This is a genomic window from Burkholderia sp. BC1, from assembly GCF_052683555.1.
The window spans coordinates 97,758-114,834 of the sequence record NZ_JBQYLP010000011.1; the positions used below are offsets into that span (position 1 = coordinate 97,758).

The 17,077-nt window shown below is 70.0% G+C and carries 3 protein-coding genes; 1 reads left to right on the top strand and 2 read right to left on the bottom strand.

Translation table 11 applies throughout. From position 1 onward, the window contains the following. Positions 1-217 precede the first annotated feature (217 nt). Positions 218-13,807 (top strand): LWXIA domain-containing protein, encoded by a 13,590-nt coding sequence (locus tag ACSHSS_RS08055; RefSeq protein WP_445544818.1) that lies wholly within the window; start codon positions 218-220, stop codon positions 13,805-13,807. A 47-nt stretch (positions 13,808-13,854) separates the two neighbouring features. Here ACSHSS_RS08055 and asnB read toward each other — a convergent pair whose 3' ends face one another. Next, positions 13,855-15,822: an asparagine synthase (glutamine-hydrolyzing) gene (asnB, locus tag ACSHSS_RS08060; RefSeq protein WP_445544819.1), complete on the bottom strand. Its 1,968-nt coding sequence runs from the start codon at positions 15,820-15,822 to the stop codon at positions 13,855-13,857. 213 nt (positions 15,823-16,035) lie between these two features. Next, positions 16,036-17,067, bottom strand: coding sequence for an EscU/YscU/HrcU family type III secretion system export apparatus switch protein (locus tag ACSHSS_RS08065; protein ID WP_006415940.1), 1,032 nt, complete (start codon positions 17,065-17,067; stop codon positions 16,036-16,038). Positions 17,068-17,077 lie beyond the last annotated feature (10 nt).

Here is a 17,077-nt window from a genome sequence, read left to right on the forward strand (position 1 = left end):
ATTTTCCGGGGCGAACGACGCGGTGCAACAGCGCGGCGGTGCCGCCGCGCGCCGCGCCCGTCTCGTAGCGCGCACCGCGCGCGCGGGCCGGTCGCGTGGCCGCGCTACGAAACAGCGACGCGCCCGCCACAACGCGCGTCCGTACACTCGGAGGATCGAATCGCGACGTGCCGGGCGTCGTGCGTGCCGCGCGCCGCGCGGTTCAACGGAGACGAGCATGCTGTTGATCGACGGATTGGGACTGGGCGTCAACTGGCAGCGCTTCCTGTCGGAAACGCTGAATCCGGTCGTCGCGCCGCCGCCCCCGCCTCCGCCGCCGCCGAAGAAGGACGACCCGGCCGCCGGGCCCGCGAATCCGGCCGTCACGCCGCCGATTCCCGTCGACGCTTCGCTCGCCACCGATCCGTCGAAGCCGACCAACGCCGAGATCAAGTCCGCGACGTCGCTGATCCAGAGCATGGCCGCGCAATATACGGCGCCGCCGCCCGACATCACCGTCGAGAACGACAAGACGAGAGCGGTGCAGAAGGCGATCCAGGATGCGCAGACGAAGTACGACAACGCATCGCAGGCGCTGCAAGGCGCGCAGAACGTGCTGCATCTGGTCAATCGCGATCCTGAATCGACGGCCGACGATCGCAAGACCGCGCAGGCCGACTACGCGAAGGCGCGCACGGCGGCCGACACCGCGCAGCGCGAGCTGAACGTGACGACCGACGCCGGCTACATGATCCTGTACGGCGAGCAGGCCAAGGCCGATATGCCGGCCGGCATGAAGTTCGACGATTCCGGCAAGGTGACGGACCCGGGCGACGCGCAGCACGCGGCCGACCAGAAGTTCAACGCGCTGCTGGCCGCGTTCCCCGATCATCCGAACGATCCGAAGTGGGTGCCACAGCCTCGCGACTGCAAGAACCCGCTGCAGATCCGGCTCTACAACGACTGGCAGACGGCCAGCGCGAAGGCGGCCGTCGGCGCGTCGAAATACTATGCGGACGTCACGAACTCGAACCTCGCGTATGCGCAGTTCCAGTCCTATCTCGCCGATCCCGACTACAAGGCGGCGCTCGATGCGGGTGTCGGCCGGCTCAACGACGCGCTGCAGTCTCAGGGTCTGCAGGTCACGATGCCGGACGCGCCGGATTCGCCGGACGCCGCGCAGCAGGCCGTCACGGCGGCCGCGAAGGACGCGAACTACGCGAACGCCGCATACGGCGCGGCGAACGACAGCCTGACGCTCGCGAACGCACAGCAGCAATACGACAGCGTGACCGGCCGCGAAGGACCGACCGTCATCGCGACTTCGGTGTCGGACGCGAAGACCGCGCTCGCGCGCGCGCAGACGGCCGCGAACACGAGCGGCGGCTATCTGCAGATGCTGTCCGCGCAGCGACAGGTCGACACGCTGCAGGCCGACTATACGAAGAAGCAGGATGCGTCCAACGCGTGGCACAAGAACAATCCGCACGCGATGATCAAGGACCCGCAGGTCGACCTCGACCTCGGCGACGCCTACGCGAAGCTCTATCAGGCGCGGCAGCAGGCGGACATCGCGCACGACGGCTTCGTCGCCGCATATGGTGCAAGCCTCGCGCAGCAGTACGACGATCAGGCCTCGCAGATCAAGTCGCAAGTGAGCGCGCAATCGTTGTTCACGAGGCCGACGCTGCAGTCGCCGCTGCTGACGCCGTCGCTGTCGACCGCGAACGGGCTGTCCGGCGTGCCGACGTCGTCGCTGTCGACAACATTGCCCGCCGCGAACGGCACGCCGTCGCTATCGGCGTCGCCGCTGCTCGACCATCCGTTCCTGCTGCCGCAGTCCACCGGCACGCCGGCCGCGCCGACCGGGCCGACGATGCTCGACGTGAAGCGCATCCAGGTCGTCGCGGGCGCGATCCGCGCGGCCGACGCGCGGCTGTCGAACCAAGTCAACGAGCGTGCGACCAATGCGGCGCTCGACCAGGCCCGCGTCCAGCAGACGCAGGCAAAAAGCACGCTCGAGTCGGTGCAGAAAGACTACGACGACTGGGCGGCCGCGAATCCGCCGCCGATGCGCTTTCGCGTCGTCGCGGGCGACGACATGATTCCGGCGCCGTCGATGCCGCTGCCGAATCCGAAGCAGGCGCTGCTCGACAAGGCGAAGGCGGACGTCACCGAGGCGAACAACACGGTGCAGCGTCTGCAGCTGTTGAGCGAGACGTCGCATCAGCAGGTGCTGATGGACGGATTCGACGCGGGCCTCGACGAGCGTCTGCGCTACGCGGCGCCCGGCTCCGACGCGGAGAACGACTACAAGAAGGCACTGCACGATTTCTACGAAGCGCATCGCGGCGAACTGTCGAACTCGCTGCTCGACGCCGCGAGCGCGAGCACCAGCAACGGCGACGCGATACCGTTCGGCACGCTGACCGCAAACGAGCAGCGCAATCTGATCGGCGTCGCGCTCGGCATACAGCCCGACGTGCAGAACGCTGCATCGTCGGGCGACGGTTCGGATCCCGTATCGCCGATGAAGGACGACGTCGCGCGCTTCACCGACAAGGAGAAGCTGTCGACGATCGACAAGGTGCGCGACAAGCTGCTGTCGATCGGCGGCGGCGAAAGCACGCAGGTGAACGTGCTGCCGATGGTCTATGCGTCGAAACAGGACGGCATGACGACGAGCGCGATCTTCAAGGTCACCGGCAAGGACGGCACGCAATACGTCGACGAGACGGCGAGCACCTACCACGACATCAACGACTATATCGACAACAACGAGCTGTCGTCGGACGGCACGGTCGATATCGCGACCGGCCACAACGCGGACGGCACGCTGCAGCTCGTATCGAAGGCCGCGCATCACGAAAGCGGCTTCGACAGCTTTCTCAATACGCTGACGAGCACCGGCCTGAACATCGGCATGATGATCGGCGGGATGGCGCTCGAAGGTCTCGGCACGCTGCTCGACGGCACCGGCGTGGGCGCGATCGTCGGCGTGCCGCTGAACATTCTCGGCGCGACGATGACGTACACGGCGATCGGCGCGACGATGACGAGCGCCGGGCTCGATCTGGCGAACCGCGCCGAACACGGCCGCAGCCTCAACCCGTTTACCGACGCCGGCGCACGCGCGGATTTCGTCAATCTGGTGCCGATGGGCGCCGCCGGCGCCGCGAAGCTCGCCGGCAGCAAGCTGTTCACGCGCGCGGTGACCGCGCTCACGCGCACGCCGAAGGTCGCCTCGGTGCTGGCGACGGGCGCGAAGGCTACCGCGGTCGTGACCGGCGTCGGCGGCGCCGTGGAGGCGTTCGGCGAGGCCGGCGTCGATTACTGGAACGGCAACACGAAGCAAGCCGGCGAGGAACTGAAGTCGGGCCTCACCAACGTCGCGCTGATGGCCGTCGGCGGCCTCAAGGAGCGCGCGGTCACGACCGTCGCCAATCGCACGGGCAGGCCGTTCGTCGCGCGCACGACCAACGGCAAGACGGTCACGGTTGACGGCCAGATGATCGGACGCCTGCTGAACAAGGACGGCGACGCGTCGCTGGCGGCCGGCCGCCATCGCGTGACGTTCGACGGCGAGCGCGTGACGGTCTCGGCCGACGGCACGCTGATGGTCGGCGACAAGGTACTGACCTACGAAGACAAGCCGATCCGCGTGCTCGACCGCGCGTCGCGCAAAGCGTTGCCGCCGGGCGAATCCGTGGTGCTCGGCGAGGACGGCAAGCTGTCGGTCGTATCGGCTTCCGACAAGAACTGGACCAACGGCACGCGCATCGACTCGCTGACCGACACGGGAGAACGCCTGTCGTTCGGCCCCGACGGCGGCATGAGCACCACGCCGAAGATAGTCGCGAGAACGCGGCTCGACCTGCTCGACAGCACGTTGCAGCAGGCCCGCGACGCGTACGCCGCCGCGCGCGACGCCGAGCCAGCGACGCGCGAGCTCGCGCGCACGGCCGCGCAGGACGAAACGGCGAGCGCCGCCACCAACGCGCGCAGCGCGCGGCGCACGAGCGAGGAGCGCGCACGGGTGGACCAGCAGCATGAGCAAAGCGACGCCGACCACGCGACGAACGCAGCCAGCAACCGGCGCAGCGCCGACGCCCGGGCGATGCGGTATCGCCCGCTCGACATCGAGACGCCGGCCGGCGCCGGCAAGCGCGACATGCCCGCAGCCGCGCGACCGCGTGTCGACGTCAAGGTCGTCGATCTCGCGGAGCAAGCGTCCGGCGCGCGGCCCGCGACGTTCGACCCGGCCGGCATCGCGGTGCCGAACGGTCCGCGCGCGGAGCCGATGCAGATCGGCGACCGCACCGTCTACATCGTCCGCGACGGCGCCGCGTCGCACGCGCCGACGCTCGACGGCATGCGCCCGCAGGATTTCGAGGACCCGATCATCGTCGTCGCGGGCGAGCACGATGCGTTGCTCGCGCCCGAACTCGCGAACCGCTGGGAGCGGCCCGTCTATGCGGCCGCGCCCGATGCGTTCGGCCCCGACGGCCAGTTGCGCACCGATGCGCGCGTGCTGCGCTTCGACCCGGCGCCGGAGACCGAAGCCGCTACCGGCGCCGTGGCCGGCGCCGCGGCTGCCGACGAAGCGCCGCACGCGAATGCGCCGCGCCCGCCTGCCGACGACACGGTGATCGTGCTCGCAGGCAAGCGCGGCCCGAACGAAGGCGCGGTGCCGCAACCCGCGACAACGCGTCAACCCGTCAACGCGCTCGACGGCCGCTTCAGCGCGCCGAACCGCGTGCTCGTGCTCGTGCGGCCGGAACGTGCCGATGCGCCGGAACGTGCGCCCGCACGCGACCGGACGGCGCCGGAGGAGCACCATGCATCGCCGGCCGCTCGCGCGGATGGCGCAAAGCCGCCGCGACGCGCGAGCGCAAACGACGCCGCAGCGCCGCCCGATACCGACCTCGTGGCCGCCCATCCGGACACGACGGAGCCCGCGGCGGCCGATCGACCGGCACCGAGCCCCGGCTGGTTCACGCGGATGCAGGTTCGTTTCGGCGGCGCACCGCTCCCCGAAGCGGCGCAGGCGCTCGCGATGCAGTCGGCGACGCTCGCGACGCAATTGCGGATGCTCGGCGATGCCGGCTGGCGCGTGAAGGTCGGCAAGCGCGGCGGCGGCAGTCACGTCGACCCGCGCAAGCGCGTGATGACGATCGACGGGGCGCTCGAGGATGCCGGCAGCATCACGTACACGCTCGCGAGCGAGGCGCGACGCGCCGTGGAAGCGACGGCCGGTGTGCTGAACGTCGACTACGGCAATCGCGGCCGCTTCACGCGCAAGGCGCTCGAAGCGGAGGCACGCGCGCAGATCAACGCGTTCGAGGCGCGCTACGAAATCGCGCTGTCGAGCGGCGTCGACATCGCCGAACACGCGTCTCTGCCCGAGCCGATCGCGCGCGAAGGCGTCGACTGGCAGGGCCCGTCGCACGACTACGCGGGCACCGTGGAGCGGCTCGCCGACAGCTTCGCCGATGCGCCGGTATCGGGCCACGACGGAAAGACCTACCGCGCGTTCTACGACGACGTCTGGGCGCGCCAGAAGCGCCGCGGCGGCATTGCGCACCGCATGCCGGCGCCGCACATGCTCGCCGAGGGCGACGGCGCCGCGCCGAGCGGCCGCGCGCATCTCGACGAGCGCACCGCGTGGAGCCACGCGCATGCCGTGCTCGCGTCGCCGTTCGGCGACGGCCGCCCGGCGCCCGACGCAGCCGAACTGAACGCGCGCCGCGACGGACACACGGCGCAGTTGCCCGAGCACGGGATGGTCGTGCTGCACGCGGACACGCTGCCCGACGGCACGCTGCTCGTCGACGGCAAGCCGGTCGGCATGCACGAATACGTGATCGCCAATGCGCCGTGGCGGCTCGTCAAGGATGCCGAAGCGATCGTGCTCGCGGCGAAGCACGGCGGCAACGAAGCCGCCGCGCGGCTCGCGAACGTATTGCGGCGCTCGGTCTACGCGCCCCCCGAGCGTGCGATCGGCAACGATGCGGCACTGCTCGACACGCGCGTGTTCCACCGCTTCGATCCCGCGCCCGCCGCGCCGCACGCGCTCGGCGAACTCGCGGCCGATGCGAACGGCGTCCATCTCAACGGCGACCCGGGTGCGCGAATCGACGTCGAGCACCATCTCGGCGAACTGCTTGGCGCAGGCGCGCGCAAAACGGGCTTCGCACTCGGCGACGACGCCGCGCTCGTCACGGTCGATCACAGCCCGCCCCCGTTCGACCCGTCGCAGGCGCCGGCGACGATCGATGCGCAGCGCGCGGCCGACGAGCAGATCGTGGTCGACGAACATCGGACGCTGCAAGCACTCGAAGAACTCGGCATACGGACCGTGCAGCTGCACGGGCCGTTTCGCTCGCTCGGCGGCGTCGTCTCCGCGCTGGTCCGCCCGCTCGGTGTGTTCCATAGCGACGAATTCGCGACGGGTGCGCTGCCGCCCGTCGTCTCGCGCGACGGCATCCGGAACATCATGAAGCTGCACGAGGTGCTCGAAGCGCACAAGATCGGCTTCGACCTGCAGGGCATCTTCACCAGCACGGGCGACTTCCTGGTCTGCGATCCCGGACCGATCCGCCACAACGAGATTGCGTACTCGATGTCCCGGCAGCGGCTCGACACCATCCAGCGCGGCGTGCTGAGCTGGATCGAGTTGCATGCACCCGAGCTGCTGCAGCCGCCGCGCGACGATGCGGTGCCGGCCGACGCGGTGCCGGCCGACACACTGCCGGCCGACGCGTTCGTGCAAAAACCGTCGCTGATCACGCGCGTGCGGATGCGCGTCGGCGGCGCGCCACTGCCGGACGAGGTCGGCGCGCTTGCGCTGCAGTCGAGCACGCTGGCGACGCAATTGCGGATGCTCGACAGCAACGGCTGGCGCGTGCGCGTCGGCAAGCCCGGCAGCGGCAGCCGGATCGATGCGAAACGCAAGCGCGTGACGATCGATGGCGCGGTCGCTGGGCCGGAAGCGATGACCTACGTACTCGCGCACGAAGCGCTGCATGCGGTCGAGGCCATCCAGGGCTCGCTCGGGCTCGACTACAGCAGCCGCGGCCGGTTCACGCGCACGGCGCTCGAAGCCGAGGCACGCGCGCAGCTCAACGCGTTCGAGGCACGCTACGAGATCCGGCTGGCCAGCGGCATCGACATCGCCGCAAAGGTGCGGCTGCCGGACGCGCTGCAGCGCGAAGCCGACGCGTGGCGACCGGAAGCGAACGATGCCGCCACCGTCGCGCGGCTCGCCGATGCGTTTGCCGACGCGCCGGTGTCCGGCGCCGGCGGCAAGACCTATACGGCGTTCTACGGCGATGCATACGATCGCGGCCGCACAGGCGGCACACGCGCGATGCCGGCGCCGGAGATGCGCGCCGCGCAACATGACGAGAGCGGCGCACCGCGGTCGATGCGCGAGATCCAGGCGCAGCGCGCAGCGTGGTCGCAGGCCAACGTCGAGCACGACGCATCGCCGTTCGGCGCCGGCGGCCCGCCGCCGGTCGACACGCTGTCGTTCCTGCGCGACGGCCGCGTGCTGATCGACCCTGGCAGGCGTCTCGCGATCGTGCCGGCCGAGACGCTGCCCGACGGCACGCTGCTCGGCCCCGACAGGCAGCCGGTCAATCCGCACGCGTTCACGCTGTTCAATCCGCCGCCCTCGGACACGGGCTATACGACGATCCTGTCGGCGCGGCATGCAAACGAAGGCGCGGCCGCGCAGCTCGCGAACCTCTGGCAGCGCCCGGTCTACACCGCGCATCCGGACGCGGTCGGCGCGGCGGGCGCGCCGGCCGACCTGTCCGGGATGAACCGCTACGCGCCGGCCGCTTATCGCCAGCCGTCGCTCGGCGAGCTCTCGGTCGACCGCGTGCACGGCGATCTCTACGTCGACGGCGATCCCGCACGGCGCGCCGATCCGGCGGATTTCCTCGGGCCCGTGCTCGGCTCGGGCGCGTACAAGACCGTGTTCGATGGCGGCACCGGACAGGCGATCGGCGTGTTCCGCGACGAGTCGATCTCGGGTCTCGTCGACGCGTATGAAGCCGTCCAGCTCGAACAGGGCGGGCTCGCGATGCTGCGCGACGTCTACAAGCTGCCGACCAGCACCACCGACGGGCCGTTCACGGTCGCGAACCGCGTCGCGGTCGTGCTGAAGCCGTCCGCGCAGATCAGCAGCGTCGACGTCGAGTTCGACGTGGGCCTGCCGAGCGTCGTATCGCGCGGCGGCCTCGCCGATCTCGCGAAGATTCGTCGCGTCACGCAGGAACACCATCTGCTGTACGACTTCCAGGTGCTGTTCGGCCGCAACGGCGACGTGATGCTGCACGATCCCGGCGAAGTCCTGCCCGGCGCCGATCCGGAAGGCAGCGTGCTCGGCCGGATCGACGAAGTCGCCGCAAAAATTCATTCCGGGATCGCGACCGGACGCATTCGACTCGCGCACCCGGCGATGACCGAGCATGGCGCGTACGCGCCGCGACGCGGGACGATCGAGCGCGTCGTCACGCTGTTCCGCGGCGCGGTGCTGCGGATGCGCGCGCATGCGCTCGCGTCGCGTTCGCCGACGCTCGTCGCGCAGATGCGGCTCGCGAAAAGCGACGGCTGGAAGGTCAAGCTCGGCGCGCGCGGCGAAGGCCAGTATGTGGACGCCGAACGGCGCGTGATCGTCCTCGACGGCAACACGCGTCACGCGGGCACGCTCGTGTTCGCGCTCGCGCACGAGGTGCAGCACAGCGTCGACATCGCGACGGACACGCTCGGCCTCGACCACAGCAGCCCCGAAGCGTACGTCCGTAGCCTGCTGCTCGCGGAAGCGCGCGCGCAGGTGAATGCGGATCGCGTGCGCGACGAGATTCTCGCGGCCGGCGGCGGCGACATCGCCGCACACGTGCATCTGCCGGACGCGCTTGCCCGCGCCGCGCGCCATGCGTACGAGAGCGGCGATGCCGCGGCGCTTCACGCGCTCGCGGAACGCTTCGGCGACACGCGCACGTCGCTGCCCGGCAATCCGACCTATCGCGTGCTGTACGCCGAACAGGCGCGCGCGCTGACGGGCGATGCACGGCTGCCGAAGCTTGCCGCGCCGGGCTCGGGCAACCGCCCCGCTGCCGCGCCCGCCAGCAACGCACGCGCAAGCACGCGAATGGAGCGCGCGCGCGCGTGGCTCGACGAGCGGGGACTGCGCACGCTCAAGCGCATCGAAGGCGCGCATTCGCCCGCGCTGCGCGACCTGACCCGCGAGACCGGACGCAATGCGCACGTGCTGATTGCCCGCGCCGATCCGCCGCCGAGCGCCGGTTCGCCGCCGAAGTTCATCGCGGAAGCCGAGGTGGACGCGAACGGTGCGATCACGATCACGCGGCGCGACCGCTCGCTGTCGTACGGCGAGCGCCGCGCGCTCGGCAATGCGCTGTCGCGCGCCGCCGACGCGAATACGCCGGACGCGGCAGCCGCCGCGCGCCGCGGCTTCGATTTCTATCGGTCGCCGGTCACGGCCGCCGAGCTGCGCGACATGGGCGGCCCGTCCAGGATCGAACCGGCGCACGACGGCGATACGATCGAGCTGTCGCCCACCGGACACGTCGACGGCGCGCTCGCGTCCGCGATCGACGCGCTCGGCTCCGTCAAGCACTATTCGAATGCAAACAAGGCCATCGCCGGCGCGCGCAACGCCGACACCATCTACGCGGTGGATCGAAAGACCGGCGACATACTCGGCCATGCGAAGCGCGATCCGAACAGCGGCGTCTGGTACTACGAGGAAAAGTCGCCGATCGACGGCGCCAAGGTCAAGGAGCGCCCGCTCGACGACGCGTTCCAGCGGCGCGTGAACGCCCGCGTGCGGCGCGGCGGCACGCGCCACCGCATCCCGCTGTCGCGCGCGCGGCAGCGCGGCGTCGCGTTCATCGCGACCGAGATCGGCCCGGACATGATGGCGCGCATCGGCCGCTTCGATCCGATCCGCGCGCCGAAAAAAGACACGACGTACCGGCTGCCGTCGCGCCTGCGCCCGCGTTACATGAGCCATGCGTTGATCGCGCGGAGCGCCGATGCCACCCATCGCGTCGCACTGCTCACGCGCGCACGCACGGCCGCGCTGCTGCGTCGTCAAAACGCATCGGGCGCGCTGCCGGCCGGCACGAGCGCTGCGAACGCGCCGGCCGGCGCGACGACGGCCACGTCCGCCACGGCAACGACAACCGCGGCCACACAGCCCGCACGCCGCGCCGCCGCGGGCCGCCCTGCGCTGCACGACGCGCTCGTGGCCGCGCATCTGTTGCCCGCGAGCGCCGCGCACGCGCTCGACTTCAGCGGCCACAATGCCGTGCACCTGCTCGCGCTCGCCGAGCGCGGCGCGCTGTCGCCCGACACGCACCGCGTGTACGTGTACCGGACGACCGATCCGATCGCGCACCGCCTCGCATCGCCCGACGGCGTACTCGTGCCGGACGCGCAAGGCAACCTGTTCTGGCACGACGACTGGCGGGACACCGGCGGCGCCGGCGTACCGCTCGACGCGTCGCCGATCGGCCGCGGGCCTTACGGCGCGAACGTCCATCTGCTGCTGACCGAGCTGCTGGCCGACGGCATCGACACCTACGCGCCCGGCACGCGCCTGGACGCGCTGAACAGCCGCGTCGAGCGCCTCGAAAAATTGCAGAACGCATCGCACCGCACGTGGGCGGACAAGCTGCGCGACTGGGCATCGCGCGAGAAGGCGTCGGCGATCCACGAACGCGACACGATGCAGGCGCAGCTCGAGCGGGAGCGGCAAGCGGCGCGCAACAATCAGGCGCCGCTGCCCGAGCATCCCGTTCTCGAGATCAAGCCTTACCAGCCGGCGCTCGTCAGTTCGACGCAGATCGAATGGAAGCAGCGCTACGGCGACGGCGGCCGGCCCGATCCGCTCATGCACGTCACGCGGCTGAAGAAGTTCGTCGAACGCGAAGACGACACGCGCGCGGGCCCGCTCGAGCTGCAGGATCGTCCCGCCGACGCGCCGCCGCCGGCCGTGATGGCCGACGCGCAGGCCTGGCGCTGGTTCGGCAAATGGCTGCGCGTCGCGCGCGACTACACGGCAGGCGGCGCACGCTTCGCACCCGTGCCGAAATGGAAGAATCTCCATCGCCGGCTGAGCGCCGCCGTGGCCGTCGACAAGCAGATCATCAAGTCGTTCTTCGCGTCGAGCCGCGACGTGCAGTACCGCGTCGTGCCGATGAGCCGCGCGTATCGGCTGTCGGACGATCCGCGCCAGTTCCTCGAGCAGATCCGCCGCAACGGCGCGGCGAACGCGGCCGTGACGATCGTGCTCGATCCGCATACGCTTGCGGCCGCGCAGGGCAAGAAGCACGAGCAGGAATTCGTCAACGACGTGAAGCAGCTCGGCGACCAGACGCGCGCGAAGATGGATTACGCGACCGCGACCATCACGGGCGAGAACGGCCACGTCGTCCATCTCGACGAACTCACCGAAGCGCACCTGCATGCGTGGCTCGATGCGGCCGCGGAAGGCGGCTTCCTGCTGCGGCTCGAAACCGCGTCCGGACGCGCGCTCGTGTCGCCCGTCGACGAGCGCTATCAGGCCGGCACGAACGATCAGTATCACGACTACGTGCGACTCGCTTCGCTGCTCGAGAAATGGGCGGTCAAGCATCCGGACCAAGCCGCGCCGCACGTGATGGTGACGTTCCACGGCTGGGACGCGGTGCCGGAATCGGTGCCCGGCGCCGGCCATGTCGAACTCGTGAACCAGTTGCTCGACCGGCCGACCTTGAAATGGGTGCACGTCGGGCTGTCGTATGCGACGCACGGCTCCGACTTCATCGCGAATCAGGAACTGACGACCGCGCTCGCGAAGATGCTCGTCGATCGGGTACGAGGACGCGGGTACGACGCTTCGACGTTCGAGCGTATCCACGGCGCCGATGCGCTGACGCGCGTGTTCGAGCGCATCGATCCCGACACGCTCGTCGAGCAGCATCAGATGCTGCTCGCCGAAATCGACCGGATCGGCCGAGAAAACGGCATGAAGCCGGCCCAGATCGACGCGCTCGTCGATCGGCTCTACGAAGGCAACACGACGAAGCTGCTCAATCGCGCGCGCTATGCAGTCGCCGACTACGCGACGCGCGCGTGGCGAAACGACCCCGATCGCGCGCCGGCGCGGGAGTCGGCGGCCCGCAGCTTTACCGAAGACTGGCAGCGCGACATCGGCAGCAAGCTCAAGAACCCGCAGCAAACGAAGCTGCCCCGCGCCCAACGTCTGCAGGCAAAGCTCCCCGCATGGACCGACATCGTCCAGAAGCCGGAGCTCGTGGTCGACGACGCGAAGCCGCTCAGCGACAGCCGCCTCGTCAGCGCGCAGTCGAGCCGCACGGGCAGCAGCGGGCCGCAGGTGCCGATCACGCCCGAACAAGCGGCGCACGCGGAGCTGAATGCCTTGCGGCTGCAGCAGGCCGACCGCCTGCGTACCTGGTTCACGCGGCAAAACCTGCTGTCGATGGCGATCGGCCTCGGCGTCGGGTTCGGCACGCATCATTTCGGCCTGACGTCGCCGGCATTCAAGCAGACGAGCAATGCGCTGTTCGTCGGCGCGCGGACCGGCCGTCTCGTGCAGGCGCTTCATCAGGACTCGGTGCGCGCGTTGCAGGGCGGCGATCCGCGCCTGTTCCGGCGCGTGCTCGACCGCTTCGTGCGCGGGCTCGAGAGCCAGCTCGACGCGCATGAAATGGACAAGGACCTGCGCGGCGCGTCGCTGCAGTTGCTGGCGAACGAGGCACGCGTGAAGGTCGACGGCCTGCTCGCGCTGCACGAAAGCAAGAAGATTTCGGCTGAAGACGCGGTCGCCTATACGAAGATGATCGCGAACGACATGATCGCGCAGATGCAGGGCGTGCTCGGCGGCACGTCGATCCAGCAGATGCACCATGGCAATCCGCGACGTCTGTTCGGCAAGGTCGGCCGCTCGGCGGCGCTGGCCGGCTACGTGGGCCTCGGCGAAATCGCGGTGCACAACTTCATGGCGAGCCATGCGGTCGCGCCGCTGCTCGGCGGCATCGGCGCGGTGGTCGGCCTCGGCTATACGGCCGCCATCCATCTCGGCGCGACGCGCAACCTGTCGCTCGACCGCCGCAGTCGCGTGGTGCGCGCGATCGACGCGACGTCGGACATCGTGTCGATCGCGGCCGGCTATGCGAGCGCGGCCAGCGCCACGAGCCTGCCGATCGCGCTGTCGGGCGCCGCGTCGGCAACGCTGCTCGCGCTGGCGCGCGTCGATACGCACATGCCGAATCTGACGAAGGCCGTCACGAGCCGGATTCCGACCGCGATCGTGCTCGTGCCGTTCGGCATCTACGTCGGCAACTGGCTCTACACGTATTTCAACGGCAGCAGCCCGCCGCCGCAGAAATCGAACGTCGCTCCGCCGACCAACGGTGCGTCGCCATCGCCGTCGGCTTCCCCGTCGCCGTCGCCGAGCGCAGCCACGCCGGCACCGAGCGCCACCGCACCGTCACCGGGCACGTCCGCCAGCCCGTCGACCGGCGCGTCGCCGCCTGCATCGACGCAGCCGCCGAGCGGCACGCCGTCGCCGACGCCCTACCTGGTCGTCCAGGGCGATTCGCTGTGGGTGATCGCGCATCAGCACCGCGATTCGCTGCTCGACGCTGCGCACGTATCGGCCGCCGAGCGCCGGAAAATGTCGGACCGCGAGCAGGACAACGTGGCGTTCCGCGAAATCCTGCAGCTCAATCCGTCGGCCGCGGCCAACGCGAGCCACCTGTCGATCGGCACGCCGATCAACGTCGGCTGAGCGCCGGTTCAGCGCCGGTTGAGCGCCGCCCGCAGCGCACCGCCTCGTCAGGCGGCGCGCTGCGCGTCGAGCCACGCCTGGAACATCAGCACGGTCCACAGCTGATGCTGCCAGTTCATGCGCCCCGTCTGATGCTGGCGCCACAGCCGCTCGACCGCGGCCGCGTCGAAGAAGCCCTCGTCGCGCAGCCGCGACGGCTGCAACAACGCGTCGGCCCAGTCGCGCAGCGCGCCGCGCAGCCAGTGATCGATCGGCGCACAGAAGCCCTGCTTCGGCCGGTCGATCAGCTCGGTCGGCACGTACCGGTCGAGCAGCCGGCGCAGCAGCGCCTTCGACTGCCCTTCGGGCAAGCGCAGCGATGCGGGCAGCCGCCACGCGAATTCGACGACGTGATGATCGAGGAACGGCATCCGCGTTTCGAGGCTGACCGCCATCGCCGCGCGGTCGACCTTCGTCAGGATGTCGGTCGGCAGGTAGGTGAGCGTGTCGATCGCCATCGCCTGCTCGGCAAAGCTCAGATGCACGGGCCATGCGGACACCGTATCGAGCGGCGTCGGCGGCTCGTGCCCGGCGAGCGCGATGCGCTCCGGATGATGGACCGACGACATCAGCAGCCGGTACAGCCCGATCCGGCTGTCGGCCGTCATCACGTGGCCGAGCTTGTGCAGCCGGTCGCCGATGCGCGTCGGCGATTCGCGCAGTTCGCCGCCGCCCCACGCGCCTTGCGCGACAGCCGCGAGCTGGTCCGCATGATCGGGTCGCAGCGCGTGCAGCGCGCCGGCGATCCGCGTGCGCACGGCCGCCGGCACGCGATGCAGCTTGCGCCAGAGGCGCGGCGTCAGGAAGTAGCGCGTATAGCCGCCGAACAGCTCGTCGCCGCCGTCGCCGGACAGGCTGACCTTCACGTGCCGGCGCGTCAGTTCCGCGACGAGGAAGGTCGGAATCTGCGACGCGTCGGAGAACGGCTCGTCGTAGATGGCCGGCAGCTTCGGCACGACGTCGAGCGCATGATCGGCCGTCACGTACAGCTCGGTATGGCGCGTGCCGAGATGCCGCGCGACGGCCTTCGCGTAGCCGGCCTCGTCGTAGCCCGCTTCGTGAAAACCGATCGTGAACGTGTCGACGGGCGCGGCCGACTGCGCCTGCATCAGCGCGACGATCGTCGACGAATCGACGCCGCCCGACAGGAACGCGCCGAGCGGCACGTCGGCTTCCATCTGCCGCGCGACGGCCTGCCGCAGCACCGTGTCGAGCCGGTCGACGGCCTCGGCCGCGGTGCCTGCGAACGGCTCGTGATGGCCGGCATCGATGGCGTGCTCGAGCGCCCAGTACGTGCGGATTCGCGGCGTGTCCTGCGCATGCTCGAACTGGATCCAGCTGCCGGGCGGCAACTTGCGGATGCCGCGATAGATCGTATGCGGCGCGGGCACTGCGGAATGCCGCAGATACAGGCACAGCGCGTCGCGATCGATCTCGCCGTCGAAGCCCGGATAGGCGCGCAGCGCCTTCAGCTCCGACGCGAATACGAGCGCGTCGCCGATCCGCCCGTAATACAGCGGTTTCTCGCCGATGCGGTCGCGCGCGAGCGTCAGCACGCGCGACTCACGGTTCCACAGCGCGAGCGCGAACATCCCGGTCGCGCGCCGCAGCGTCGCGTCGACGCCCCACGCGGCGAATGCAGCGAGCAGCACTTCGGTGTCGGAATGGCCGCGCCACGCGGGCGCGCGTCCGACGCGCTCGAGCTGCGCGCGCAGTTCGCGGTGGTTGTAGATTTCGCCGTTGAAGACCATCACGTAGCGGCCGCACGCCGACGCCATCGGCTGCCGGCCGTGCACCGACAGGTCGACGATCGCGAGCCGCCGGTGACCGAGCGCGATCCCGGCCGCCGGATCGACCCACAAGCCCTGTGCGTCCGGTCCGCGATGCGCGAGGCTCGCCGTCATCCGCGCGAGCGTGCCGCGCGCTGTCTCCTCATCGAAGGCGACGCTATTCAGAAAGCCGTCGATTCCGCACATGTATCCTGTCCGCCCCTGTTGACTACCCGCCCTGCGCGACGCGACCCTGCGGCCCGCCGTTCGGCATGACGGTCGCGCCATCTTACGAAGAAATAATTCAGCAATAATTCCGCGGTAAACGGCACGCAGCGCCGGAAAAAAACCGGCGTCAAGCGCCGTCGTGCACGGTAGTGCAAGGGGACATATCGAGCAGGCCGCGCCTGCCGGCGCGCGTCACGGCGCGCCGGTCGCCCATTTCAGCAACTGCGCGACCTCGCGGAAATGCTGCGGCTGGATCGTGCCGTTCTCCGGCGTCGTGTCGTAGAGCGCCTGCGCGAGGCCGACGTTGGCGAGCGTCGGACGCAGCGCGTCGCGCGCGAGCCGCACGATCCGCTCGGCCGCGTCGCCCTCGCCGCGTGCGAGCACCCACGGCAGCGTGCCGATCCCGCCGTAATAGAGCGCGACCGCGACGCGCGGCGAATAGACGACCACCGATGCGAATCCGATGCGATCGGGCAGCGACGCGAACTGCACTTCGCGCGCGAGCTGCCGGCGCTTCGCCGCGATGTGCGGATCGCCTTCGTCCTCCTTGTGCTCGCGCCGCACTTCGTCGATCGACATCTTCATCTTGCGGTTGAACTCGTGCCGCTGATGGACGATGTCGATCAGCGCCATCACGACGTAGATCAGCGCGGCCCAGCCGAACAGCAGCATCAGCAGCTTCACGATCAGCGCGAGGATCGACATCGGCCGCGTGAAGCCGGACTGCACGGACGGATCGAGCGACTCGACGATCACCCAGCCGAGCGTCGCGACGAGCAGTGCCGTCTTCAGCAGCATCTTCGCGAGATTCACGAGGTTGCGCAGCGACCAGAGGTTCTTCAGCCCTTCGGCCGGATTGAGGCGCGACAGCTGCGGCACGAGCCGGCTCCACGCCATCACGCCGCCGACCTGCACGAAGCCCGCGAGCACGCCGAGCAGCAGCCCGGCCGCGACGATCTGCGCGGACAGCGTCGCCCAGTCGCGCGCGGCCGCGTCGATCAGCGTCGCGATCCGCGCGGACGGATCGGCCGCGCCCGCCGCGTCGAACACGAGCCGGAACAGCGCCTGCAGCCGCCCGAACAGCGTGCCGACGCCGACCGCGAGCGCGACGCAGACGCCGACGAAGAACGCGGACGAGATCGTCTCCGCGCTCTTCGGCACGTCGCCTTTTTCGCGCGCCTCGCGCAGGCGTTTCGCGGTCGGCTGCTGGTTCTTTTCGCTCATCGGCGCTCCG